Origin of the sequence: Roseivivax jejudonensis, assembly GCF_900172265.1 — a bacterium.
Taxonomy (GTDB): Bacteria; Pseudomonadota; Alphaproteobacteria; order Rhodobacterales; family Rhodobacteraceae; genus Roseivivax; species Roseivivax jejudonensis.
On the sequence record NZ_FWFK01000003.1, the window covers coordinates 536,981 to 557,970 of the forward strand.

Consider the following 20,990-nt stretch of genomic DNA (forward strand, 5'->3'; position numbering starts at 1 on the left):
ACGGGGGCGCCCAAGGATCGCGGGCGCGCAGAGACCGAGGAAAGGACGACCGATGGCGTGGAAGACGCTCGACCAGATGGATCTTGCCGGCAAGCGGGTGCTGACCCGCGTCGACATCAACGTGCCGGTGGAGAACGGACAGGTCACCGACGCCACCCGGATCGAGCGTATCGTGCCGACGGTCCGCGACATCCTCGACGCGAACGCGAAGCCGATCCTGCTGGCGCATTTCGACCGCCCCAAGGGCAAGCCGGTGCCGGAGATGAGCCTTCAGCAGCTGGTTCCCGCGCTCGAAGAGGCATTCGGCACGCGGGTCGTCTTCGTCGCCGATTGCCGCGGGCCCGCAGCCGAGGCCGCCGCCGAGGCCCTCGGCGAAGGCGAGGTGCTGCTGCTCGAGAACACGCGCTTCCATCCAGGGGAAGAGAAGAACGATCAGGCCCTGGCCGAGGAGATGGCCGCACTCGGCGACGTCTACTGCAACGACGCGTTCTCCGCGGCGCACCGCGCCCATGCCTCGACTGAGGCGATCGCCCGCCTCCTGCCCGCCTGCGCCGGGCGGCTGATGGAGGCGGAGCTCTCCGCGCTCGAACGCGCGCTCGGCGATCCGAAGCGGCCGGTCATGGCCGTGGTCGGGGGCGCCAAGGTCTCGACCAAGCTCGACCTTCTGTCGAACCTCGTCGAGAGGGTCGACATGCTGGTCATCGGTGGCGGCATGGCCAACACCTTCCTGGCGGCGCAGGGCCTCGGCGTGGGCAAGTCGCTGTGCGAACACGACATGACCGGCACAGCGAAGGATATCGCCGCCAAGGCCGCGGACACCGGCTGCGAGATCCTTCTGCCGCGCGACGTCGTCGTCGCGCGCGAGTTCAAGGCGGGCGCCGAAAGCGAGGTCGTCAAGGTCGAGGACTGCCCCGAGGACGCGATGATCCTCGATGCCGGACCCGACAGCGTCGCCCACGTGAAGGAGTTGATCGACCGGGCCGAGACATTGATCTGGAACGGCCCGCTCGGCGCGTTCGAGATCGCACCCTTCGATGCCGCCACCAACGCCGCCGCGGCGCACGCGGCCGAACGCTCGCGCGCCGGTCAGATGGTGTCCGTCGCGGGCGGTGGCGATACGGTCGCTGCGCTCAACCGCGCCGGAGCGGCAGATCACTTCACCTATGTCTCGACCGCCGGCGGCGCCTTCCTTGAATGGATGGAGGGAAAAACCCTGCCCGGGGTTGCGGCACTCGGGTAACACCGGTCCGGCTGCGGCGCGTGCGCGATTCCCTTCGCCCGCGCGCTGTGCCATCGTCCCGCAGGCAAGCGCCCGTCCCAGAGGCGCATCGAGGCAGAGCATGACCAACCGCAGACATCGCCCGGCGCTGGGCGCACTTCTCTATTTCTCCGGCGCGCTTGTCATCGGCGCCTACTTCACCTTTGCCGCCGTGCAGGGTGACTACGGCCTGTTCCGCCGTGCGGAGATCGAGAGCGAAGCCCGCGCGCAGGCCGAAGAGCTGGCGCGCCTCGAAACCGAGGTCGCGCGGATGGAGAACCTGACCCGCCGCCTGTCGGACACGTATCTCGATCTCGACCTTCTGGACGAGCAGGCGCGCGATGTCCTTGGCCTCATCCGCACCGACGAGGTGGTGGTGCGCTGACGGCGCGCCCACGCCTTACCCCAGAATGGAATTTGACGACGGCGGACCGGTTCAGTAGGCCAAGTGCGCCGAAACGAAAAGATCCGACCATGCAGGTGATCCTCCATACCGGCGCGCATGCCACCGACGAGGACAGGCTGCTGCGCGGCCTGACGCGCAACGCCGAGGACTGGCGCGCCGACGGCGTCGCCGTGCCCGGCCCCAGCCGGTACCGCACGCTGCTCAACGACGCGGTGCAGGCACTCGGCCGGGGTGCGCCCGCGCCCGAGGCGCGCGATGTCCTGCTCGAGACGATCCTCACCGACGATCTTCAGCACGTGGACCGCATGGTCCTGTCGAATCGGAACTTTTTCTGCGTGCCGAAGCTCGCGCTGCGCGGCGGCATTCTCTACCCGTGGGCCGAACAGCGGGTCGGCGCGCTGAAGGAGCTGTTTCCCGGCGACGAGATCGAGCTCTTCATCGGCCTTCGCGATCCGGCCACGTTCCTGCCAGCGGTGTTCGCGGAAACGCCGCAGGACGATTTCGAGGCATTTCTCGACGGCGTGATCCCCGAGGAATTCCGCTGGTCCGACCTTCTGCGGCGGCTGCGCGGCGCGCATCCCGACGTGCCGATCACCACATGGGCCAACGAGGACACGCCGATCATCTGGGGCCAGATCCTGCGCGAAATGGCCGGGATCGAGCTCAATCGTCGCATCAAAGGCGGCTTCGACCTGCTGTCAGAGATCATGGCGCCCGAGGGCATGAAGCGGTTCCGCGAATACCTCGCGCGGCATCCGGACATGACCGAGCGGCAGAAACGCCGCGTGATGGTCGCCTTCCTCGACAAGTACGCGCTCGACGAGGCCATCGAAGAGGAACTCGACGTGCCCGGCTGGACCGAGGAGCGGATCGAGATCCTGAGCGAAAGCTACGACGCCGACTTCGCCGAGATCGAGCGGATGCACGGCGTGACCCTGATCGCGCCGTGAGCGCCGCCAAGCGTCCCCGAACGGTCGCCGATCTGCGCGCGCGCCTCGCGCGCCTGCGCCTCTCGGGCCCTGACGCCGAGCGCGCCAAGCGACTGCTCGGGCTCTACCTCGAAACCGCCGAGGCGCACGGACAGGACTTCGATACCGTCGCGAGAGAGATGAAGGCGGGCCTTCCGGCCGTGCGGATCGGCGGTGCGGACCTCGCCGCGCAGGACGGCGCACCCGCGATCCGGGAGGCCGCCTGTGCCCCTGGCTGCGCCTTTTGCTGCATTCTCGCAGGCGACGACGGCGGGGTCATTCTCGAGGCAGAGGCGCGGCGGCTGCACGCGGCCCTGGCGCCGCTCTCGGGCGCACCCGACGGCCGCGAGTGGAGCGCCCGCGCCTGCCCCTCGCTCGACCCCGAAACGCGGATGTGCCGCGCGTACGACGCGCGACCGATGATCTGCCGCACCTACCTGTCGCCCGATGCGGAGGCTTGCCGGCAAGTGGCCGAGGGGGTCCCGGCGCCCGGTCCGGGCACGCTCGGCGCACAGCGGCTCTACCTTACGGTGCAGGCCGCCGGCCGGGCCCTGCTGGCCGGTGCGGTCACGGTCCCGACCTACGCGCTCGCCCGCATCGCCGCCGCGGCGGTCGAGGGACGCGACCTCGCCACGGCGCTGCGCGAGGCGCGCCACAAGCCGCGCGTGCTCGACGACGAGCGCGGCCGCCTCGCCGGAGACTGACCGCGGCGCCCGGCGGCGCGTCGCGCGTCAGCCCATGCCGAGCGCGCTCTTGTACATCTCCAGCACGGCTTCCTCTTCGGCGATGTCGTCGGGCTCGCGCTTGCGCAGCGCGATGACCTTGCGCATCACCTTGGTATCGTAGCCGCGGGCCTTGGCTTCGGCCATGACCTCTTTCTGCTGGTCGGCGATTTCCTTCTTCTCGGTCTCGAGCCGCTCGAACCGCTCGATGAACTGGCGAAGCTCGCCAGCGGCAACGCCGTAATTGTCGGTGGGGGCACTGTCCTGCATGTCTTGTCCTCGTGTCTCAGGCGCCCCGGATACTGCGCAGGCCGCGGCCCTCGCAAGGGGTTGCCGCGCGACCGGCAATGGATTACCGCCCGCGCGATCCGAAGCCGCGAGGGAGACCGCCGATGGACATGCTGATCTGGGGCGGCGCGCTGCTGTCCGCCGTCGGCCTGTGCGGCCTCGTCCTGTGCATCGTGCGCGTGCAGCGGGCACGCCGGGCGAACCTTCCCGACGCAGAGCTGCGCGAGGTGATGCGCCGGGTTCTGCCGCTCAACCTGGGCGCCCTGTTCCTGTCGATGATCGGCCTGATGGTCGTGATCCTGGGGATCTTTCTCGGCTGATCCTACTCAGGCGTTCAGCGCGGAGAAGCCGAGCCCGTTCTTGACAAGCTCGCCCCAGAGCGGGGCCGGATCCCAGAACTCTCGGTCGCCGTGATCGAACGTCTCGAGCACGCGCTTGACCCGGAACATTCCAGCGATTTCTGCTGCCATCATCGCGCCGCCGCGCGCGCGCGGAAACGCGAGCCCGAGCACGCAGGCCAGATCGACCTCGAGCGGCCGGCGCAGCATCTCGTCCTCGATCATGCGTGCGCCCTCGTTGGCCAAAGCGGCCAGGATCCGGTCGCGGATCTGCGCGGGCGCGATCTCGCGCCGGGGCCGCACCGCATCGATCAGCCCGGCGGTCTCGGCCGACGGGATCGGCTGGGCCCGGTCGACGCCGTAATCGTAGAAGCCCCGGCCCTCGGCCCGCCCGGTGCGCCCGGCCTCGACCATGCGGGCGGACCAGTTCTCGGCCCCGTCGCCACGCGGGGCGGACACGAGCTCGGCCATGCCGGTCGCGTCCCGCAACTCGAACGGCGGGCGCGGCCAGCCCCACTCGCGCACCGCCGCGTCAACGGCCTCCGGCGCGGCGCCGGCGTCGACCAGCGCATCGGCCGCACGGTGAAGCGCCGCCACCAGCCGGCCCGTCGCGCTCAGACCGTCTGACATCACGCGGATCGGCACCTTTCCAAGCGCCAGCGCGAAGGCGCGTGCGGCGGCAAGCTCGGCACTCGACGCGGTCGGCCCCTCGATCACCTCAAGCAGAGGCTGCGTCGTTGCGGGCGCCGCAAAGCGCAGGCCGAGCCCCTCGACCCAGCCGGGCACCGCCTGCGCCCGCGCGACGTCGCGCGGGGCGGGCACGCCACCCTGCCCGCGCGCCGCGCGCACGATGAAATCCGTCCCCTGCGACATCTCTTCGCTGGTGCCGAGCGCCAGCCGGTCCAGCCGTGCGCTCGCCTCCGCCTCGTAGAGGCGTCCGGCCGCGACCTGCTGCTCGTAGTGAGCGCGAATGCGCGACACGCCCTGGCGCAGGGCCTCCGGATCCCTGGTGCCCCACCGCGCGGCGAGACCGGCATCGAGCGTCGCGATCGCCACGTGCGCGGCAAGGAGCCCACCGCCGAGAACGCCGACGGTTTCGATCCGTGGCGGCGCAAGGCCCGGCGGCAGCCCGAAATCGCGCGCGCGTGTCTCGGCGGCAAAGACATGACGCAGCGCCCGCGCCGACTCCGACATGCGGCAGGTCTCGTAGGAATCTTCCTCCAGCGCGAGGCCGGCCTCGAACGGCAGAAGCTGCGCGGCCTCGACGGCCTCGACGATATGCCCTGCGGCCTCCGGCAGGCGCGGGTCGAGCGCCGCGCGCCGCTCCGCGATCTCGGCCTGGTAGGTGGCGCCGAGGAGCATGTCGCCGCGCTCGGAGGTGCGCGGTGGCGGCCCGCCCTCTGCGGCCAGCTGCCGCGCCGCCTCCTCGGCTGCCGCCTCGGGCGCATCGTCTACAATCTGTTCGACGATCGCGTCTGGCACGCCGGGCTGAAGCACGCGCGGTGCTCCGGTCAGCAGCATGTCGAGCGCCGCGCCGGCCCCGAGCATCCGCGGCAGGCGCTGGGTCGCTCCGGCCTGCGGCATCAGCCCGAGCTTGATTTCCGGCAGGACCAGCCGCGTGCCGGCCTGCGCCACGCGGTAATGCGCCGCGAGCGCCAGTTCGACCGCCCCGCCCATGACCGTGCCGTGCAGCGCCACGACGACTGGCTTGTCTGCCTCCTCGACCGCGCGGCACAGCGCGGAGAGGCTCGGCGCCTGAGGCGGGGCGTCGTGATCGGAGTTGTCGAGACCCGCCGAAAACGCCCGTCCGCGACCGGAGATCACGACCGCGTTGACAGTGTCATCGTGTGAAAGTCGCTCCAGCGCGGCGATCAGCGCAGCGCGCAACTCCGCGACGAGCGTATTGAGCGGCGGATTGTCCAGCGCCACATGCGCCACGCCCGCCGTGATCGAGACGTGTATCAAGCCCGTCACCTGCCCGCACTCGGGTCCGCCGTGCCGGGCCGAACGGCCCGGTCTGCCTCTGCGGCGCACCTCTTCCGGGCACGCTCGCCAGCATTAGACGACGTTTGTGCGAATCAGGCAAGCCCGGGCCGCGACAGCGGCCCTGAAGCGTGTCAGATCGGCAGGTTGTCGAAGCGCCGTTCGGTCTCGTCCTCGACCGCCTCATCGTCGGCCTCTGCCGCATGGGGCGTCACGGCACGGGGCCGCAGGCTCTCGTCGAGAACCCGCTCGAGCCGGCCGAGCATCGCCTTGCGCGTAGCCGGATCCGTCCGGGCGAGCGCCTGGCCGAGCGCGTCGATACGTGCCTCGAGATCGTTTCGCTTCTGAGCCGCGTGTGGCATCGCTGCACCTCCCCTTGCATTGCGCGCCGATGGTCGCGCGCGCCGAGGGCAGTCTGGCATTTCCAGCACGGCGCGCGATGACCTGGATCAAATATCGGACGCGCGTCACGACCGATCAAGACATCACGCGCAATCGGGGCGGGAGTCATGCCGGTTTTCGCGGCATCGGCCCAATCCGCAGGCGGGCGCCCGCCGATGCGGATGGCACCGGAGCCGGTTGACCCGTTGGCGGCGCACCCGCTCGGGTCTCGACACGATGGCGCGCGCGCAGTAGCCATCTGCTCATGGACATTCGCCGCATCACGCCCCGCTACCACGTCTCGCCCCAGATCGATGCCGCGGACATCGCCGCGCTCAAGGAGGCTGGATTCACGACGATCATCTGCAACCGGCCGGATGCGGAGGTTCCGCCGTCCCACCAGGCACAGGCGATTTCAGATGCCGCGCGCGCGGCGGGTCTCGGTTTCGAGGATCACCCGCTGACGCACCAAACGATGACACCCGACAACATCGCCCGGCAAATGGCGCTGATCGATGCCGCGCCCGGCCCGGTCCTCGCCTATTGCGCGTCGGGCACGCGCTGCACCGTGGTCTGGGCGCTCGGCCAGGCCGGCACCATGCCGGCCGACGACATCCTCGCCACGGCGCGCGAGGCCGGCTACGACCTCTCCGGCCTGAAGCCGGCACTCGACTCCGCCGGCGGCAAGGGCGCCTAGTCGTCGTCGCCGCTCACCGAAAGGTCGAGCGGCATCGCGAACCCCTCGGTCTCGTCGCCCTGTACATGGCCCTCGCCCGGTTCGATTGCACCGGGATCAAACTCGGCCGACGCGAAATCGAGCGGCGGCAGGTCCGGCAGGTCCGGTTCGGCCTCCGGTAAATGCTCCGGCGCGCTGCCTGCGGCCTGCCACGGGTCAGGATCGCCCGAAGTTTCACTGCCCGTCCAGCCCGAGACCTCCGGCATCTGTACCGCCCCTCCGGTCATCTGCGCCGGACCCGGTGCGCCGTCTTCCTCGCGCGGCGACTGGTCGCCGCGGGCGCCCGTTCCGCGCGTCACCCGTATCGCGCGCTGGCCATTCATCTGGCCGAGGCGCCCCGTGGTGATGCGGTGCCCGCTGGCCGCGACAAGCTCGGCCCGGCCGAGCGCATCCGGCGGCAGCGGCAGAAGCGCGCCCGGCGCCAGCGCCTCGGCCTGCGCGAACGGCAGGCGCATGCGACAGAGCACGGCATCGACCTGCGCCGGCAGCGACAGCATCAACTCGGCATGCGGCGTGGCGTCGCCACCGGCGTCCGGCACGTCGCGCGATTCGACGCGCCGCGCCGGGAGGATGAGTGCGAAGCGTCCGATGCGCAGCGCGCCAAGCTCGATCTCGGCCTCGAAGACACGGTATCGCGGCGCCCCGAGAAGGTTTGCCGCGACCCGCGCACCTTCGACCATCGCGCCGAAGCGATAACCCTCGACCTGCGCGGCGACCGGATCGCGGCCGAGATAGGCCGCGAGGCGTGACAGCGTGCCGTCGACCAGCGGCGCGGCGATGACCGCGTCGGTCGGCGTCAGCCGCCTGTCGTCGACGGCGAGGTCCGTGACGATGCCGAGGGTCTGAACCTCGACGAGCGCGGTCACTGCCTGCCGATCGAGAAGCGCGAAGCCCAGCGCGCCGTCAGGACCATCGAGCAGCAGGATCAGATCCGCCCCCTCGAACCGCGCCGCCGCGTCGTCCTGATCCGCGCCGGACCGGCGTGCGTCTCGCGCGATCAGCGCGAGGTTCCACGCCTCCTCCGCCGTGCGCGCGAGCGCGCGGCGGAGGGCCTTCTCGACCGACATGCCCTGCGCCTCGATCGCGCGGCGCGCGGCCTGCGCCTTGCGGCTGAGCACCTTCTGTGCAGCGCTGTCCGTCATCTGGCCCGATCGGTGTCTGTCTCGCCCGTCCTCACCGCCGTCGTTATGGCCGACCGAGGTTACCAAGCTCTTGCTGTGCGCCTCGTCGCGCTTACTGCGCGGCCATCGCAACGCGTCGCGGCAACTCGACCCGGAACGCCGCGCCGGATTGTCCGGGAAGGTAGCCGACCGTCCCGCCGAGACGCGTCATGATCTGGCGGCAGATCGCGAGTCCGAGACCGGCGCCACCGGCCTTCTGCTCGGCGATGCGGCTGAACTTCTCGAAGATCGTGTCGCGCGCCTCCGCAGCGATTCCCGTGCCGTTGTCGATGAAATCGACGAGGATCCGGTCTCCTGCGTCGCGCACCCGGATCGTCAGTTCGGGTCGCTCCGCCTCGCAATACTTGCCTGCATTCGACACGAGGTTGATGAACACCTGCGCAAGCCGGTCCAGATCGGTTTCCAGCGCCACGTCCTCCGCTGCGCGGTCGCGCCGGATCGACAGCGTCGCGCCCTCGGTTCCGGCGCTCGCGGCGGCCACGGCGCGGTCGATTACCTCGACCAGCCGACCTTCCCGGACGTTCAGGCTGACCCGGCCGTTTTCCAGCACCGACAGGTCCAGGAGATCGTCGAGCAGCCGGGTAAGACGCACCGCCTCGTCGTGGATGATCGCGGCAAAGCGGATGCGCGCGGCGGCGTCGAGCGCGTCGCTGTCGCGCAGGATTTCCGAGAAGGCCCGGATCGAGGTCATCGGAGTCCGAAGCTCGTGGCTGATCTGGCTGAGGAAAGCATCCTTCTGCACCGACAGGCGCGTCAGCTTCTGGTTGGCGTCGCGCAATTGCCGCGCGGTCCGCGACAGCTCTTCGGACTGCGCCTCGAGCCGGGCGGAATACTCCATGAGCTGCGCGCTCTCGTCCGCCACGGCCATCAGGTCCTCGACCGACACGGACATGCCGCCGACGATCTGGCCCACCATCGCGTGCGCCGTCGCCGCGCCGACCGACCCGGCAAGCTCGCGCTCCAGAAGCTCGAGAAACTCCGGCGTCGGCTCCGGCAGGTCGCCCCGGGCGCCCTGCGCGCGGGCCTCGCGGGCAAAGAGTGCCATCGCCTCGCTCGCACCGAGGATCCGCTGCGCCATGATCATCAGGTCCTCGGTCTGCGCGACGCCGGCCGACCAGCTGCGCGGGCCCGGGGAATGCTGGAACACGTTGACGAACTGCGCGCCCTGAAGCCGTTCGAGCGGCGTCGGGAACGACAGCACCGAGCCGATGAAGAACGCGATCGCATTGAGCGACATCGACCACAGGATGGCGTGCAGGAGCGGGTCGAGCCCGGTGATCCCGAAGAGCGCCTGCGGCCGGAGCCATTCGATCCCCAGCGGCCCCTCGGCCAGAAGTTCGGGCGACAGCACCCCGCTGCCGAGCGACGGAAGAAACAGGGTGTAGACCCAGAGCGCGAAGCCGGTCACCAACCCGGCGAGCGCACCGGTGCGCGTCGCCCCGCGCCAGAAGATCCCGCCGAGAAGCGCGGGCAGCACCTGCGCCATGCCGGCGAACGACACCAGCCCGATCGCCGCCAGGGCCGCGCCGCCACCCGAGAGCGAATAATAGGCATAGCCCAGCATGACCACCGCGGCGATCGACACGCGCCGTGCGGTCAGGACCACGTGGCGCACGTCGCCCGACACGCTGGCCCCGCCCGCGCCGGTCAGGCGCAGCCAGATCGGCATCACGATGTGGTTCGACGCCATCGTCGACAGCGCGATCGCCGCCACGATCACCATCGACGTCGCCGAGGAGAAGCCGCCGAGGAAGGACAGGACCGCGAGACCCTCCTGGCCCTGGCTCAGCGGGACGGTCAGCACGAACAGGTCGGGGTTGGACCCCGCCGGCAGTAGGTCGAGCCCGACCACCGCGATCGGCACCACGAAGAGCGACATCAGAAGCAGGTAGAGCGGGAAGGCCCAGCTCGCGACGCGCAGATGCGCCTCGTCTCCGGCCTCGACCACCAGGACCTGGAACATCCGCGGCAGACACAGGAACGCCGCCGCCGACAGGAAGGTAATCCCGGCCCAGCGTCCGCCCGCCACGTTCCACTGTCCGAGTTCGGAGGCGTCGATCCGCGCCAGCGTGTCGGCGACGCCGCCCGAAAGGCCCCAGACGACGAAGATGCCGACCGACAGGAGCGCGACCAGCTTGACCACCGCCTCGACCGCGATCGCCATAACCACGCCGTGATGCCGCTCGTTCGCGTCGAGGTTCCGGGTCCCGAAGATCACGGTGAATAGGCCGAGCCCGACCGCGACCCAGAACGCCGTCGCCGTATCGGGGCGCACGCTGTCCGGAGCGGCGCCGGGATCGGCGGCGGCGAAGACCGCGAAGCTCAGCGTGACGGACTGAAGCTGCAGCGCGATGTAGGGCGTGGTGCCGGCGACCGCGAGAAGCGTCACCAGCACCGCCAGCGTGTTGGACTTGCCGTACCGGGCCGACACGAGGTCGGCGATCGACGTGGCGCGCTGGCTGCGCCCGATCCGCACCAGCTTTCGCACGAGCCAGTACCACCCGATCATCACGAGGCTCGGGCCAAGGTAGATCGAGAGGTATTCGAGCCCCGACCGCGCGGCCGAGCCGACCGCGCCGTAGAACGTCCATGCGGTGCAATAGATCGACAGCGACAGCGTGTAGACCAGCGCCGAACGCAGCCAGCGCACCTGCCCGGCCGCGGCGCGCCGTTCGGCCACGAACGCCACGACGAACAGAAAGAACACGTAGGCGAGGCAGACCGCCGCGAGCGAGTTGAGGGTCGTCACGGCCGGCCCTCTCCGCCTGCGCCCGCGCCGGGCGTGCGGGCCGCTCCGTCTGATCCGACCGACGGCTTCGGGTCCGTGGCGGGCTCGGGCACGAATGGTGCGGCGCCGAAGCCCGGCGCGGGCCGTTCGCCCGGCTCGTCGTCGTCGACACCGCGCGAGAGCAGGACCGAAAGGCTCGCCCCCGCGATCACCAGCGCCGCCCACACCGCGAAGAGATAGGTCAGCGCCGCAGCGGTCCCCGGCGCGGCGTCGCCGCGCGGCCACAGAAGCGGCACCGTCCAGGCGAAGAGACCGAGCACCGGCAGAAGGCGCGCCGCGTCGCGCAGGCGGCGCTGGCGATAGGTTCGCCGCTCGAGGAATACGAGCGGCGCGCCGCGCCCGGCCATGTCACGACACCGGTACGAGCGAGCGTACCGCCTCGAGCATCTCGGCGTTGGAGAAGGGCTTGGTCATGAACGCCGTCACACCCGCCTGCTCGGCCAGTTCGCGGTCCCGCGTCTGGCCGCGAGCAGTCAGCATCAGGATCGGCAGGTCGGCAAAGTCGGGTTCGGATCGCAACTCGCGCAGAATGTCGTGCCCCGACCGCCCCGGCAGCATCACGTCGAGGATCACGACATCGGGTCGCAGCGTTCGCACGCGCTCGACCGCGTCGACGCCGTTGGCATGGGTGTTCACTGTCCAGCCGTCGCGCGACAGGATGAACCTGATCGCCTCGATGATGTTCGGCTCATCCTCGATCAGCAGGATGTCTCGGCGCATGCACGGCTCTCCTCCCCTCCGCGTCGCGATCCGAAACCTGCCAGCCGGGCGCGGGTCCGGTCCGCGCCCCTTCCCCGGCCGCGGAACGCGGCGCCGCCCCTCCCAGTCGTCGCCGCCATCGCTATTGAATTCGTTATGGGCAATCCTCACACGGCTGTCAAAAGATCACGACAGCGCCGCGCGTCAGCCGGACAACCCGCCGTCCCGCGCGAGGATCGACGGCTCGCGCCGTCCCGCGCACCCGTCGCGCGGGCAGATACGGCAGGTGACTCCGACCGGCAGCGGCTCGACCGTCGCGCCCTCCGCGCCGGCGCGCGGCACGATCAGCATGTGCGCCTCGTAGAGCGGCAGCACACCGGGCACGAGCGGTCCGCTCGGCACGGCGATGGCAAAGGCGTCGAAGCTCACGCGGTCCCGGCTCGGCTGGGCCACCGGGCGCGCGATCGGCTGCATCGGCTGGGACAGCGCGTGGTAGAGCGGCCAGAGCGGGCAGCCAGCCCCGAAGCGCGGCATCGGAAAGTCCGGCAAGGGCTTTCGGTAGGTCAGCGCGCCGGCGCCGTCACAGATCGCGAGCCCCATCGCCGGCGCCACCGCTTCCGGCAGGGCCGCCAACCGGCGCATCACCCGCCCCGGCTCCGCTCCGAGGTGCGCGGCGAGCTCGAAAGGATCGGTCCCGTGCAGCGACACCGCGTCCGTCAGCGTGTCGAGCGGCACCGCACGCGCATCCTCTGCATAGCGCGCGAGCGTGCGTTCGAGCATCGTCCGCGCGGTGTGAGAGCTGGTCTCCGACAGGTCGCGCACGATGTCCTCCGGTGCCGTCGCGCCGCTTTCCAGCGCCTCGAAGCGGTGGTCGGCATCGGCGAGCACGGCATCCACCTCCTCCTGCGGGGCCGACCGGTCGGCCGAGGCATCCTCGGCCGCGTCGAGGTAGCTGACCAGCGTTCGCGCGGTTTCCGCGAGCCGCGCACTGTCCTCGTGGATGTTGCGATGAAACCGGCGCTGCCAACCTGTCGGGATCTCGCCCGGCTCGGCGAGGATCGACGAGGTCGAGCGGATCGCCGTCACGGTCGACAGCATCTCGTGCAGCGCCTCGGCAAGATGGGGATCGTGCGTGAGGCGGTCGGACAGCGTTTCCACCATCCGCTCGAGCGCGCCGCTCCTCCGGTAGGTCTCGGCCAGGAGCCGGGCCCAGCCGGGAAACCGGCCGGCGAACTCGTCGACGCGCTCGATCTCCGCGCCGTGGTCGCGCGCATGGGCGGCCGCTTCGCGCAGTGCCGCGATCAGCGTGGCTTCCGCGCCCTCGGTCAGGATCGCGGGCTCCACGTCAAGCACCTGGGCGATGTCGAGCAGCAACTTGCCGCCGATTCTCCTGCGGTTGTGCTCGATCAGGTTGAGGTATGATGCCGAGATGTTCGCCTGCCGCGCGAGTTCGGCCTGCTTGAGGCCCGCCATGATCCGGCGTTCGCGGATCCTGCTACCGGTGAGCGTTTCGCGCGGCACAGAGATTAGTCCCGTATTATCAGCGGTTTTCTGCGCTGCCGAATAATTTGTTTACAGATAGGCCGCGCCCGCTGTGCATTCTTTTACAAAAAAGTCGTTTCTCGCAAGCGTGTTGTTGCGCGATTTTCTGCCTCTTCCCCATAGTTGCTTTGCACCCGCAAGGGGCCTGCGACCGTCCGGAGAGGAGAGCCGGACCTCGCAAGACACATGAAAGGGAGGACGACATGACGAAACGCCATGTGACACGCCGCGGCGTGATCCAGACCGGTGCGATCGCCGGCGCCGGACTGGCGCTGCCCACGTATCTGCGCGCGCAGGAAAGTGGCTTCACCAACGCGCCGCAGGGCGACACCGTGACGCTCGGCTTCAACGTGCCCCAGACCGGCCCCTACGCGGACGAGGGCGCGGACGAGCTGCGCGCCTTCGAACTCGCGGTCGAGCACCTGAACGGCGAAGACGACGGCGGCATGCTGCAGACCTTCTCCGAGAAGAACCTCGACGGCACCGGCATCCTCGGCCGTCGCGTGGAATACGTGACCGGCGACACCCAGACGAAATCCGACGCCGCCCGCGCCTCCGCCCGCTCGATGATCGAGAAGGACGGCGCGATCATGGTGTCCGGCGGCTCGTCCTCGGGCGTCGCGGTGGCGGTTCAGGCGCTCTGCCAGGAGGCGGGCATCATCTTCATGGCCGGCCTGACGCACTCCAACGACACGACCGGCAAGGACAAGCGAGCCAACGGCTTCCGCCACTTCTTCAATTCGTACATGTCGGGCGCCGCGCTCGCGCCGATCCTCGCGGCGCAGTATGGCGAGGACCGCAAGGCCTACCACCTGACCGCCGACTACAACTGGGGCTACACCACCGAGGAGGCGATCCGCTCGTCGACCGAGGCGATGGGCTGGGAAACCGTCGCGGCGGTGAAGACCCCGCTGACCCAGACCGACTTTTCCTCCTACATCGCGCCGGTCCTGCAGTCGGGTGCCGACGTGCTGGTCCTGAACCACTACGGCGGCAACATGGTCAACTCGCTGACCAACGCCGTTCAGTTCGGGCTGCGCCAGCAGGAGGCCAACGGCAAGCAGTTCGAGATCGTCGTGCCGCTCTACTCGGAGCTCATGGCGCGCGGCGCCGGCGAGAACATCACCGGCATCCTCGGCTCGCAGAACTGGGACTGGAAACTGGAGAACGAGCTTGGCGCCAAGTACGCCGGCACCAACGCGTTCGTTCAGTCCTTCGGCGAGAAATACGGCTTCCCGCCGAGCCAGGCGGCGCACACCTGCTACGTGCAGACGCTGCTGTACGCCGATGCCGTGACCCGCGCCGGCAGCTTCAACCCCTGCGCGGTGGTCGAGGCGCTCGAGGGCTTCGAGTTCGACGGCCTCGGCAACGGTCCGACGCTCTACCGCGCGGACGATCACCAGTGCTTCAAGGACGTGGTCGTGGTGCGCGGCAAGGAGAACCCGGAGAACGAGTTCGATCTCGTGGAGATCGTCGAGGTCACGCCGGTCGACCAGGTCACCTACGAGCCCGACCACCCGCAGTTCTCGGGCGGCTCGCTCGGCACCTGCAACGCGGGCGCCTGATCCGCATGCTCCGGCCGGGCCGCCGCGACGACGCGCGCGGCCCGGATCTTCGGGTCGGCCCGCGGGCCGACCCTTTCCGCCGATATCGATGACGAGGTTCGCGCAATGGACGCCATCATCCTCCAAATCCTCAACGGCCTCGACAAGGGCTCGGCCTACGCGTTGATCGCGCTCGGGCTGACGCTGATCTTCGGCACGCTGGGCGTCGTGAACTTCGCCCACGGCGCGCTGTTCATGATCGGCGCGTTCTGCGCGGTGACGCTGAGCCGGCTGATCGAGTCGAGCCGCACCGTGATCGACGAGAGCCGCACGGACTTTCTCGGAAACCCGATGGAGGTGCAGGTGCCCTACGTCGTCGACTGGTTCGGCGAATCCGGAGGCGCGTTCCTCATCGACTGGGCGGTGCCCCTGTCCATCCTCTTCGCGATCCCGATCATGATCACGATCGGCTGGATCATGGAACGCGGCCTCATCAAGCATTTCTACAAGCGCCCGCACGCCGACCAGATCCTCGTGACCTTCGGCCTCGCGATCGTGCTGCAGGAGATCATCAAGTATTTCTACGGCGCCAACCCGATCCCCACCCCGGCGCCCTCGGCCTTCCAGGGATCGTTCGATTTCGGCGTCCTGCTGGGCTTCGATCCGCTGACCATTCTCTATCCCTACTGGCGGCTCGTCTACTTCGCCTTCGCGGCGCTCATCATCGGCGGCGTCTTCGCCTTCCTGCAGTTCACCACCTTCGGCATGGTGGTACGCGCCGGCATGGCCGACCGCGAAACGGTGGGGCTGCTCGGCATCAACATCGACCGCCGCTTCACCATCATGTTCGGCATCGCCGCGGCGGTCGCGGGCCTGGCCGGCGTGATGTACACGCCGATCAACCCGCCGAATTATCACATGGGCATGGATTTTCTCGTGCTGAGCTTCGTCGTCGTCGTGGTCGGCGGCATGGGCTCGCTGCCCGGCGCGGTCCTGGCCGGCTTCCTGCTCGGCATCCTCGAGAGCTTCGCGTCGATGCGCGAGGTGATCGACCTCATCCCCGGCATCAACCAGGTCATCATCTACCTGGTCGCCATCCTGATCCTGCTCACCCGCCCGCGCGGCCTGATGGGCCGCAAGGGCGTCATGGAGGAGTAACCGATGACCGATCAGACCCAATCCGCCCCGGCCCAGCGTCCGGCCGCGACCTCGCCGGATACCCGGCGGCGCGGCGCCACGCTCGGTCTCGCGCCCCGCGACCTCGGCCTTTTCCTGTTCGTTGCCGGGCTGACGCTCTGCGCGCCGTTCCTGCTCAACCCGTTCCCGGCGGACTCGAGCCTGGCGCAGTTCAACGCGGGCTATCCCGACCTGATGCAGCGGTTCGTGATCTTCGGGATCTTCGCCATCGGCTTCAACATTCTGTTCGGGCTGACCGGCTATCTCTCATTCGGTCACGCCGCATTCCTCGGCGTGGGCTCCTACGCGGGCGTCTGGATGTTCAAGCTCATCGGAATGGATGTCCTGCCGGCGATCGCCGCCTCGGTCATCACCGCGGGACTGTTCAGCGTGGTCATCGGCTATGTCAGCCTGCGCCGCTCGGGCATCTACTTCTCGATCCTCACGCTCGCCTTCGCGCAGATGTGCTTCGCCCTCGCCTACTCGGTGCTGACGCCGATCACCGGCGGCGAAACCGGCCTGCAGCTGTCGCTGTCGGATCCGCGCATCCTCGGCGCGGCGGCCAGCGCCAGCGGCAACATCCCGGTCCCCTCGCTCTTCGGTGTCGAGATGCGCGAGACGACGGACCTGCGCCTCGGCGCGTGGAGCTTCTCGCTCAATGTCGGCTACTACTTCTGCGCCGCCGTGATGCTGGTGGCCTTCTACCTCGCGATCCGGCTCTTCCGTTCGCCTTTCGGCATGATGCTCCGCGCGGTGAAGTCGAACCAGCAACGACTCTACTACACCGGCCTCAACGCCCGTCCCTACACGCTCGGCGCGTTCGTCATCTCGGGCATGTACGCAGGCCTCGCGGGCGGGCTCATGGTGTCGATGGACCCGCTCGCCGGCGCGGAGCGGATGCAGTGGACCGCCTCCGGCGAGGTGGTGCTGATGACCATCCTCGGCGGCGCCGGCACGCTGATCGGCCCGGTTCTCGGCGCCGGCGTCATCAAGTACTTCGAGAACATCTTCTCGAAGCTCAACGACAGCGTCCTCCACGGCTGGTTCGCCTTCCTGCCCGACGGGCTCGAGAACTTCGTGGTGGCAATCGTCCACCCCTTCGTGGGCAAGGGCTGGCACCTGACGCTCGGGCTGATGTTCATGGCCGTCGTGATCTTCCTGCCGGGCGGTCTCGTCGAGGGCGGCCAGCGCCTGTCGCGCCTCTTCCGCCGCAAGTCCGGCCCGGAGACGCGATCCACCAACGACACCCCGGCCGAATAAGGAGCGCGAGCGATGGGACTGCTCGAAGTCAAGGACGTGAACAAGCGCTTCGGCGGGCTGCAGGCGCTGGGGGACGTGAACCTCTCGGTCGCCGAGAACACCGTCCACGCGATCATCGGCCCCAACGGGGCGGGCAAGTCGACGCTGCTCAACTGCCTCGTCGGCAAGCTCATCCCCGACACCGGCTCGGTGATGTTCGCCGGCCAGAGCGTGCTTGGCCGCAAGCCGTTCGAGATCAACCAGATGGGCATTTCCCGGGTGTTCCAGACGCCCGAGATCTTCGGTGACCTGACGGTGTTCGAGAACATGATGATCCCGCTCTTTGCCAAGCGCGACGGGGCCTTCCGGATGCACGCCTTCGAGGCGGTGACCGACGAGGCCGACCTGATCGACGAGGCCGAGCGGATGCTGGCCGAGGTCAACATGCTCGAGAAGCGGGATTTCCATGCGGGCTCGCTCTCGCGCGGGGACAAGCGGCGGCTGGAGATGGCGATGTGCCTGATCCAGCGCCCGAAACTCCTGCTGCTGGACGAGCCGACCGCCGGCATGGCGCGCGCCGATACCAACAACACGATCGACCTGCTCAAGGAGATCAAGTCGAAGCGCGACATCACCATGTGCATCATCGAGCACGACATGCACGTGGTCTTCAGCCTCGCCGACCGGATCACCGTGCTGGCGCAGGGCACGCCGCTGGTCGAGGACACGCCCGAGAACATCAAGGGCCATCCGAAGGTCAAGGAAGCGTATCTGGGCGAGGCCGCCTGAGCGGGCGCCGCGCGCCCGGCTCCGGCCCGACGAACAAGAGGACACGACGATGAACGTCAGACCCGACTTCTCCAAGAACGCCAACCAGGCGGAAACCGCGCCGGCCTTCCTGTCGATCTGGGACATGCACTCGTATTACGGCGAGAGCTACATCGTGCAGGGCATCAGCTTCAACGTGCACGAAGGCGAGATCCTCGCGCTCCTGGGCCGCAACGGCGCGGGCAAGACCACGACCCTGCGCTCGATCGCGCGCCTCGACAATCCGCAGGTGATGAAGGGCGAGATCTGGCTGGACCACCAGCCGCTACACAAGATGAAGTCCTACGAGGCGGCGCAGGCGGGGCTCGGCCTCGTGCCCGAGGACCGGCGCATCATCCCCGGCCTGACCGTCGAGGAGAATCTGCAACTCGCGCAGATCCAGCCGCCGATCGGCTGGTCGCTCGACCGGCTCTACGAGCTCTTCCCGCGGCTTGGCGAGCGCCGGCGCCAGGAGGGCGTGACCCTGTCGGGCGGCGAACAGCAGATGCTGTCGATCGCCCGCGCGCTGGCACGCGACATCAAGGTTCTGCTGCTCGACGAGCCCTACGAGGGGCTCGCCCCGGTGATCGTCGACGAGATCGAGAAGACCCTGCGCCACATCAAGGAACAGGGCATGACCACGATCCTCGTCGAACAGAACGCCGTGCGCGCGCTCCAGCTCGCCGATCGCGCGATCATCCTCGACACCGGATCCATCGTCTACGACGGCTCGGCCGGCGAGGTGCTCGAGAACGAAGAGCTGCGCACCGAATACCTCGCGATCTGAACCCCGCGCTCACGCCGGCCCCCGGGGCCGGACCGACCAAGGCCGGGGGCGCATGCTCCCGGCCTTTCTGCTAGGAACGGGGGAAACGCGCCGCGCGTTCACCCGGCAAAGAGGAGGAGGCCGAGATGAAAGACACAGTTTACGAACCCAGCGATGCGACCGTGTCGCGGGCGCATGTGGATCATGCGCGGTACGCGGAGATGTACGCGCGTTCTGTGGAGGATCCCGAGGGGTTCTGGGCCGAGGAGGCGAAGCGTCTCGACTGGCGCCGGGCGCCGACGAGGATCAAGGACGTGGACTTCACCCACGGGTCGGTGTCGATCAAGTGGTTCGAGGACGGCACGCTGAACGTGGCCGAGAACTGCGTCGACCGCCATCTCGCCACCCGCGCCGAGCAGACCGCGATCCTGTGGGAGCCCGACGATCCCGAGGAGCCGGCGCAGGCGATCACCTACCGCGAGCTGCACGAGAACGTCTGCCGCATGGCCAACGTGCTCAAGGACCACGGCGTCGGCCGCGGCGACCGCGTGGTGCTCTACCTGCCGATGATCCCCGAGGCCGCCTACGCGATGCTGGCCTGCGCGCGGATCGGCGCCATCCACTCGGTCGTCTTCGCCGGCTTCTCGCCCGACGCGCTCGGCCAGCGGATCAACGGCTGCGGCGCCAAGGTCGTCATCACCGCCGACGAGGCGCCGCGCGGCGGCCGCAAGACCGCGCTCAAGTCGAACACCGACAAGGCGCTGATCCACTGCGACGACCGGGTGAAGTGCCTGGTGGTCAAGCGCACCGGCGGCCAGACCACCTGGACCGGCCAGGACGTCGACCTCACCGCGGCGATGCGGGACGCCGCCACCGACTGCCCGGCCGAGGAGATGGGCGCGGAGGATCCGCTCTTCATCCTCTACACCTCCGGCTCGACCGGCCAGCCCAAGGGCGTGGTGCACACCTCCGGCGGCTACCTCGTCTACGCCGCGATGACCCACGAGATCACCTTCGACGTCCATGACGGCGACATCTACTGGTGCACCGCCGATGTCGGCTGGGTCACCGGGCACAGCTACATCGTCTACGGCCCCCTCGCCAACGGCTCGACCACGCGGATGTTCGAGGGCGTGCCCACCTGGCCCTCCGCCTCCCGCTTCTGGCAGGTCTGCGAAAAGCACGCCGTCACCCAGTTCTACACCGCGCCGACGGCGATCCGCGCGCTGATGGGCCAGGGCGACGCCTACGTGACCGGCTCGGACCTGTCGTCGCTGCGCATCCTCGGCACGGTGGGCGAGCCGATCAACCCCGAGGCCTGGGCGTGGTACAACGACGTGGTCGGCCAGAACCGCTGCCCGATCGTCGACACCTACTGGCAGACCGAGACCGGCGGGCACCTGATCACGCCCCTGCCCGGCGCCCACGCCACCAAGCCCGGCGCGGCGATGCAGCCGTTCTTCGGCGTGCGCCCGGTGGTGCTCGAGCCCGAGAGCGGCAAGGAGATCGACGACACCGAGGCCTCGGGCGTGCTCGCCTTCGCCGACAGCTGGCCGGGGCAGATGCGCACCGTCTGGGGCGATCACGAGCGCTTCGAGAACACCTACTTCCAGCAGTACAAGGGCTACTACTTCTCGGGCGACGGCTGCCGCCGCGACGCCGACGGCGACTACTGGATCACCGGGCGCGTCGACGACGTCATCAACGTCTCGGGCCACCGCATGGGCACCGCCGAGGTCGAGAGCGCCCTCGTCGCCCACGAGAAGGTCGCCGAGGCCGCGGTCGTGGGCTACCCCCACGACGTCAAGGGCCAGGGCATCTATTGCTACGTCACCCTGATGACCGGGGTCGAGGCCTCCGACGAGCTCAAGAAAGAGCTCCAGACCTGGGTGCGCCAGGAGATCGGCCCGATCGCCAAACCCGACCTCATCCAGTGGGCCCCCGGCCTGCCCAAGACCCGGTCCGGCAAGATCATGCGCCGCATCCTGCGCAAGATCGCCGAAAACGACTACGGATCCCTCGGCGACACATCGACGCTCGCCGACCCCGCCGTCGTCGACGACCTCATCGAAAACCGGCAGAACAAGGGGTGAGGACCCCGCGAGGGCGGCCGGCCGCGGCCGCCCTCGCCTTCGATTAACCACGAAGATCAAAAACCGATCCGGGCA

The 20,990-nt window shown here is 69.2% G+C and carries 20 protein-coding genes; 12 read left to right on the top strand and 8 right to left on the bottom strand.

Features of this window, described 5'->3' with window-relative positions:
- Positions 1 to 52 precede the first annotated feature (52 nt).
- The 4 genes from ROJ8625_RS10435 to ROJ8625_RS10450 all read left to right on the top strand — a co-directional run bounded on the left by ROJ8625_RS10435 (position 53) and on the right by ROJ8625_RS10450 (position 3,336).
- Positions 53 to 1,240, top strand: a complete 1,188-nt coding sequence (locus ROJ8625_RS10435) for a phosphoglycerate kinase (RefSeq protein WP_085791817.1) — start codon at positions 53 to 55, stop codon at positions 1,238 to 1,240.
- Between the two features lie 100 nt (positions 1,241 to 1,340).
- Positions 1,341 to 1,643, top strand: coding sequence for an FtsB family cell division protein (locus tag ROJ8625_RS10440; RefSeq protein ID WP_085791818.1), 303 nt, complete (start codon positions 1,341 to 1,343; stop codon positions 1,641 to 1,643).
- 89 nt (positions 1,644 to 1,732) lie between these two features.
- The gene (locus ROJ8625_RS10445) at positions 1,733 to 2,614 is read left to right on the top strand and encodes a hypothetical protein (RefSeq protein WP_085791819.1); all 882 of its coding nucleotides are present in this window, start codon (positions 1,733 to 1,735) and stop codon (positions 2,612 to 2,614) included.
- Positions 2,611 to 3,336 (top strand): YkgJ family cysteine cluster protein, encoded by a 726-nt coding sequence (locus ROJ8625_RS10450; RefSeq protein ID WP_085791820.1) that lies wholly within the window; start codon positions 2,611 to 2,613, stop codon positions 3,334 to 3,336. Before ROJ8625_RS10445 ends, ROJ8625_RS10450 begins: the two co-directional genes overlap by 4 nt.
- A gap of 27 nt (positions 3,337 to 3,363) precedes the next feature.
- Here ROJ8625_RS10450 and ROJ8625_RS10455 read toward each other — a convergent pair whose 3' ends face one another.
- On the bottom strand, positions 3,364 to 3,624 hold the full coding sequence (locus tag ROJ8625_RS10455; RefSeq protein ID WP_085791821.1) for a DUF2312 domain-containing protein: 261 nt from the start codon (positions 3,622 to 3,624) through the stop codon (positions 3,364 to 3,366).
- Between the two features lie 122 nt (positions 3,625 to 3,746).
- Between ROJ8625_RS10455 and ROJ8625_RS10460 the strand changes: the two genes are divergently transcribed.
- Positions 3,747 to 3,962 (top strand): hypothetical protein, encoded by a 216-nt coding sequence (locus ROJ8625_RS10460; RefSeq protein WP_085791822.1) that lies wholly within the window; start codon positions 3,747 to 3,749, stop codon positions 3,960 to 3,962.
- 6 nt (positions 3,963 to 3,968) lie between these two features.
- Here the strand turns inward: ROJ8625_RS10460 and ROJ8625_RS10465 are convergent, their stop codons facing one another.
- On the bottom strand, positions 3,969 to 5,954 hold the full coding sequence (locus tag ROJ8625_RS10465; protein WP_159456750.1) for an enoyl-CoA hydratase-related protein: 1,986 nt from the start codon (positions 5,952 to 5,954) through the stop codon (positions 3,969 to 3,971).
- Between the two features lie 143 nt (positions 5,955 to 6,097).
- A complete protein-coding gene (locus ROJ8625_RS10470) occupies positions 6,098 to 6,325 on the bottom strand; it encodes a hypothetical protein (protein WP_085791824.1) in 228 nt (75 codons plus the stop codon).
- A gap of 284 nt (positions 6,326 to 6,609) precedes the next feature.
- Between ROJ8625_RS10470 and ROJ8625_RS10475 the strand changes: the two genes are divergently transcribed.
- Positions 6,610 to 7,041: a protein tyrosine phosphatase family protein gene (locus ROJ8625_RS10475; protein ID WP_085791825.1), complete on the top strand. Its 432-nt coding sequence runs from the start codon at positions 6,610 to 6,612 to the stop codon at positions 7,039 to 7,041.
- On the opposite strand, the gene ROJ8625_RS10480 is transcribed toward ROJ8625_RS10475, so the two are convergent.
- The 5 genes from ROJ8625_RS10480 to ROJ8625_RS10500 all read right to left on the bottom strand — a co-directional run bounded on the left by ROJ8625_RS10480 (position 7,038) and on the right by ROJ8625_RS10500 (position 13,269).
- On the bottom strand, positions 7,038 to 8,222 hold the full coding sequence (locus ROJ8625_RS10480) for a FliM/FliN family flagellar motor switch protein (protein ID WP_085791826.1): 1,185 nt from the start codon (positions 8,220 to 8,222) through the stop codon (positions 7,038 to 7,040). The two genes, ROJ8625_RS10475 and ROJ8625_RS10480, sit on opposite strands and share 4 nt — an antisense overlap.
- Positions 8,223 to 8,313: 91 nt before the next feature.
- Positions 8,314 to 11,010 carry a sensor histidine kinase gene (locus ROJ8625_RS10485; RefSeq protein WP_085791827.1) on the bottom strand — a complete coding sequence of 899 codons (2,697 nt, stop codon included), beginning with the start codon at positions 11,008 to 11,010 and terminating at the stop codon, positions 8,314 to 8,316.
- Entirely contained in the window at positions 11,007 to 11,396 is a 390-nt protein-coding gene (locus ROJ8625_RS21190; protein ID WP_200813304.1) for a hypothetical protein, read from the bottom strand. The genes ROJ8625_RS10485 and ROJ8625_RS21190 overlap by 4 nt, the downstream gene beginning before the upstream one ends.
- Before the next feature lies 1 nt (position 11,397).
- Positions 11,398 to 11,769, bottom strand: a complete 372-nt coding sequence (locus tag ROJ8625_RS10495; protein ID WP_085791828.1) for a response regulator transcription factor — start codon at positions 11,767 to 11,769, stop codon at positions 11,398 to 11,400.
- Positions 11,770 to 11,952: 183 nt separating this feature from the next.
- Positions 11,953 to 13,269 (bottom strand): helix-turn-helix domain-containing protein, encoded by a 1,317-nt coding sequence (locus tag ROJ8625_RS10500; protein WP_085791829.1) that lies wholly within the window; start codon positions 13,267 to 13,269, stop codon positions 11,953 to 11,955.
- Positions 13,270 to 13,493: 224 nt separating this feature from the next.
- Between ROJ8625_RS10500 and ROJ8625_RS10505 the strand changes: the two genes are divergently transcribed.
- The 6 genes from ROJ8625_RS10505 (at position 13,494) to acs (ending at position 20,915) form a co-directional block, all read left to right on the top strand.
- Complete coding sequence (locus ROJ8625_RS10505; RefSeq protein WP_085791830.1) at positions 13,494 to 14,855, top strand: substrate-binding protein; 1,362 nt, start codon at positions 13,494 to 13,496, stop codon at positions 14,853 to 14,855.
- A gap of 105 nt (positions 14,856 to 14,960) precedes the next feature.
- Positions 14,961 to 15,992, top strand: coding sequence for a branched-chain amino acid ABC transporter permease (locus tag ROJ8625_RS10510; protein WP_085791831.1), 1,032 nt, complete (start codon positions 14,961 to 14,963; stop codon positions 15,990 to 15,992).
- 3 nt (positions 15,993 to 15,995) lie between these two features.
- The gene (locus ROJ8625_RS10515) at positions 15,996 to 17,270 is read left to right on the top strand and encodes a branched-chain amino acid ABC transporter permease (RefSeq protein ID WP_085791832.1); all 1,275 of its coding nucleotides are present in this window, start codon (positions 15,996 to 15,998) and stop codon (positions 17,268 to 17,270) included.
- Between the two features lie 12 nt (positions 17,271 to 17,282).
- The gene (locus ROJ8625_RS10520) at positions 17,283 to 18,038 is read left to right on the top strand and encodes an ABC transporter ATP-binding protein (protein ID WP_085791833.1); all 756 of its coding nucleotides are present in this window, start codon (positions 17,283 to 17,285) and stop codon (positions 18,036 to 18,038) included.
- A 49-nt stretch (positions 18,039 to 18,087) separates the two neighbouring features.
- Positions 18,088 to 18,843, top strand: a complete 756-nt coding sequence (locus ROJ8625_RS10525) for an ABC transporter ATP-binding protein (RefSeq protein ID WP_085791834.1) — start codon at positions 18,088 to 18,090, stop codon at positions 18,841 to 18,843.
- A gap of 125 nt (positions 18,844 to 18,968) precedes the next feature.
- Positions 18,969 to 20,915 carry an acetate--CoA ligase gene (acs, locus tag ROJ8625_RS10530; protein ID WP_085791835.1) on the top strand — a complete coding sequence of 649 codons (1,947 nt, stop codon included), beginning with the start codon at positions 18,969 to 18,971 and terminating at the stop codon, positions 20,913 to 20,915.
- Positions 20,916 to 20,990: the final 75 nt, after the last annotated feature.

Bases quoted from the DNA above. Each gene is read 5' to 3' on its own strand.
- ROJ8625_RS10435 (WP_085791817.1), top strand. From the start codon at position 53: ATGGCGTGGAAGACGCTCGACCAGATGGATCTTGCCGGCAAGCGGGTG.
- acs (WP_085791835.1), top strand. From the start codon at position 18,969: ATGAAAGACACAGTTTACGAACCCAGCGATGCGACCGTGTCGCGGGCG.
- ROJ8625_RS10475 (WP_085791825.1), top strand. From the start codon at position 6,610: ATGGACATTCGCCGCATCACGCCCCGCTACCACGTCTCGCCCCAGATC.
- ROJ8625_RS10495 (WP_085791828.1), bottom strand. From the start codon at position 11,769: ATGCGCCGAGACATCCTGCTGATCGAGGATGAGCCGAACATCATCGAG.
- ROJ8625_RS10525 (WP_085791834.1), top strand. From the start codon at position 18,088: ATGAACGTCAGACCCGACTTCTCCAAGAACGCCAACCAGGCGGAAACC.
- ROJ8625_RS10505 (WP_085791830.1), top strand. From the start codon at position 13,494: ATGACGAAACGCCATGTGACACGCCGCGGCGTGATCCAGACCGGTGCG.
- ROJ8625_RS10515 (WP_085791832.1), top strand. From the start codon at position 15,996: ATGACCGATCAGACCCAATCCGCCCCGGCCCAGCGTCCGGCCGCGACC.
- ROJ8625_RS21190 (WP_200813304.1), bottom strand. From the start codon at position 11,396: ATGGCCGGGCGCGGCGCGCCGCTCGTATTCCTCGAGCGGCGAACCTAT.
- ROJ8625_RS10480 (WP_085791826.1), bottom strand. From the start codon at position 8,222: ATGACGGACAGCGCTGCACAGAAGGTGCTCAGCCGCAAGGCGCAGGCC.
- ROJ8625_RS10510 (WP_085791831.1), top strand. From the start codon at position 14,961: ATGGACGCCATCATCCTCCAAATCCTCAACGGCCTCGACAAGGGCTCG.
- ROJ8625_RS10470 (WP_085791824.1), bottom strand. From the start codon at position 6,325: ATGCCACACGCGGCTCAGAAGCGAAACGATCTCGAGGCACGTATCGAC.
- ROJ8625_RS10520 (WP_085791833.1), top strand. From the start codon at position 17,283: ATGGGACTGCTCGAAGTCAAGGACGTGAACAAGCGCTTCGGCGGGCTG.
- ROJ8625_RS10440 (WP_085791818.1), top strand. From the start codon at position 1,341: ATGACCAACCGCAGACATCGCCCGGCGCTGGGCGCACTTCTCTATTTC.
- ROJ8625_RS10460 (WP_085791822.1), top strand. From the start codon at position 3,747: ATGGACATGCTGATCTGGGGCGGCGCGCTGCTGTCCGCCGTCGGCCTG.
- ROJ8625_RS10455 (WP_085791821.1), bottom strand. From the start codon at position 3,624: ATGCAGGACAGTGCCCCCACCGACAATTACGGCGTTGCCGCTGGCGAG.
- ROJ8625_RS10445 (WP_085791819.1), top strand. From the start codon at position 1,733: ATGCAGGTGATCCTCCATACCGGCGCGCATGCCACCGACGAGGACAGG.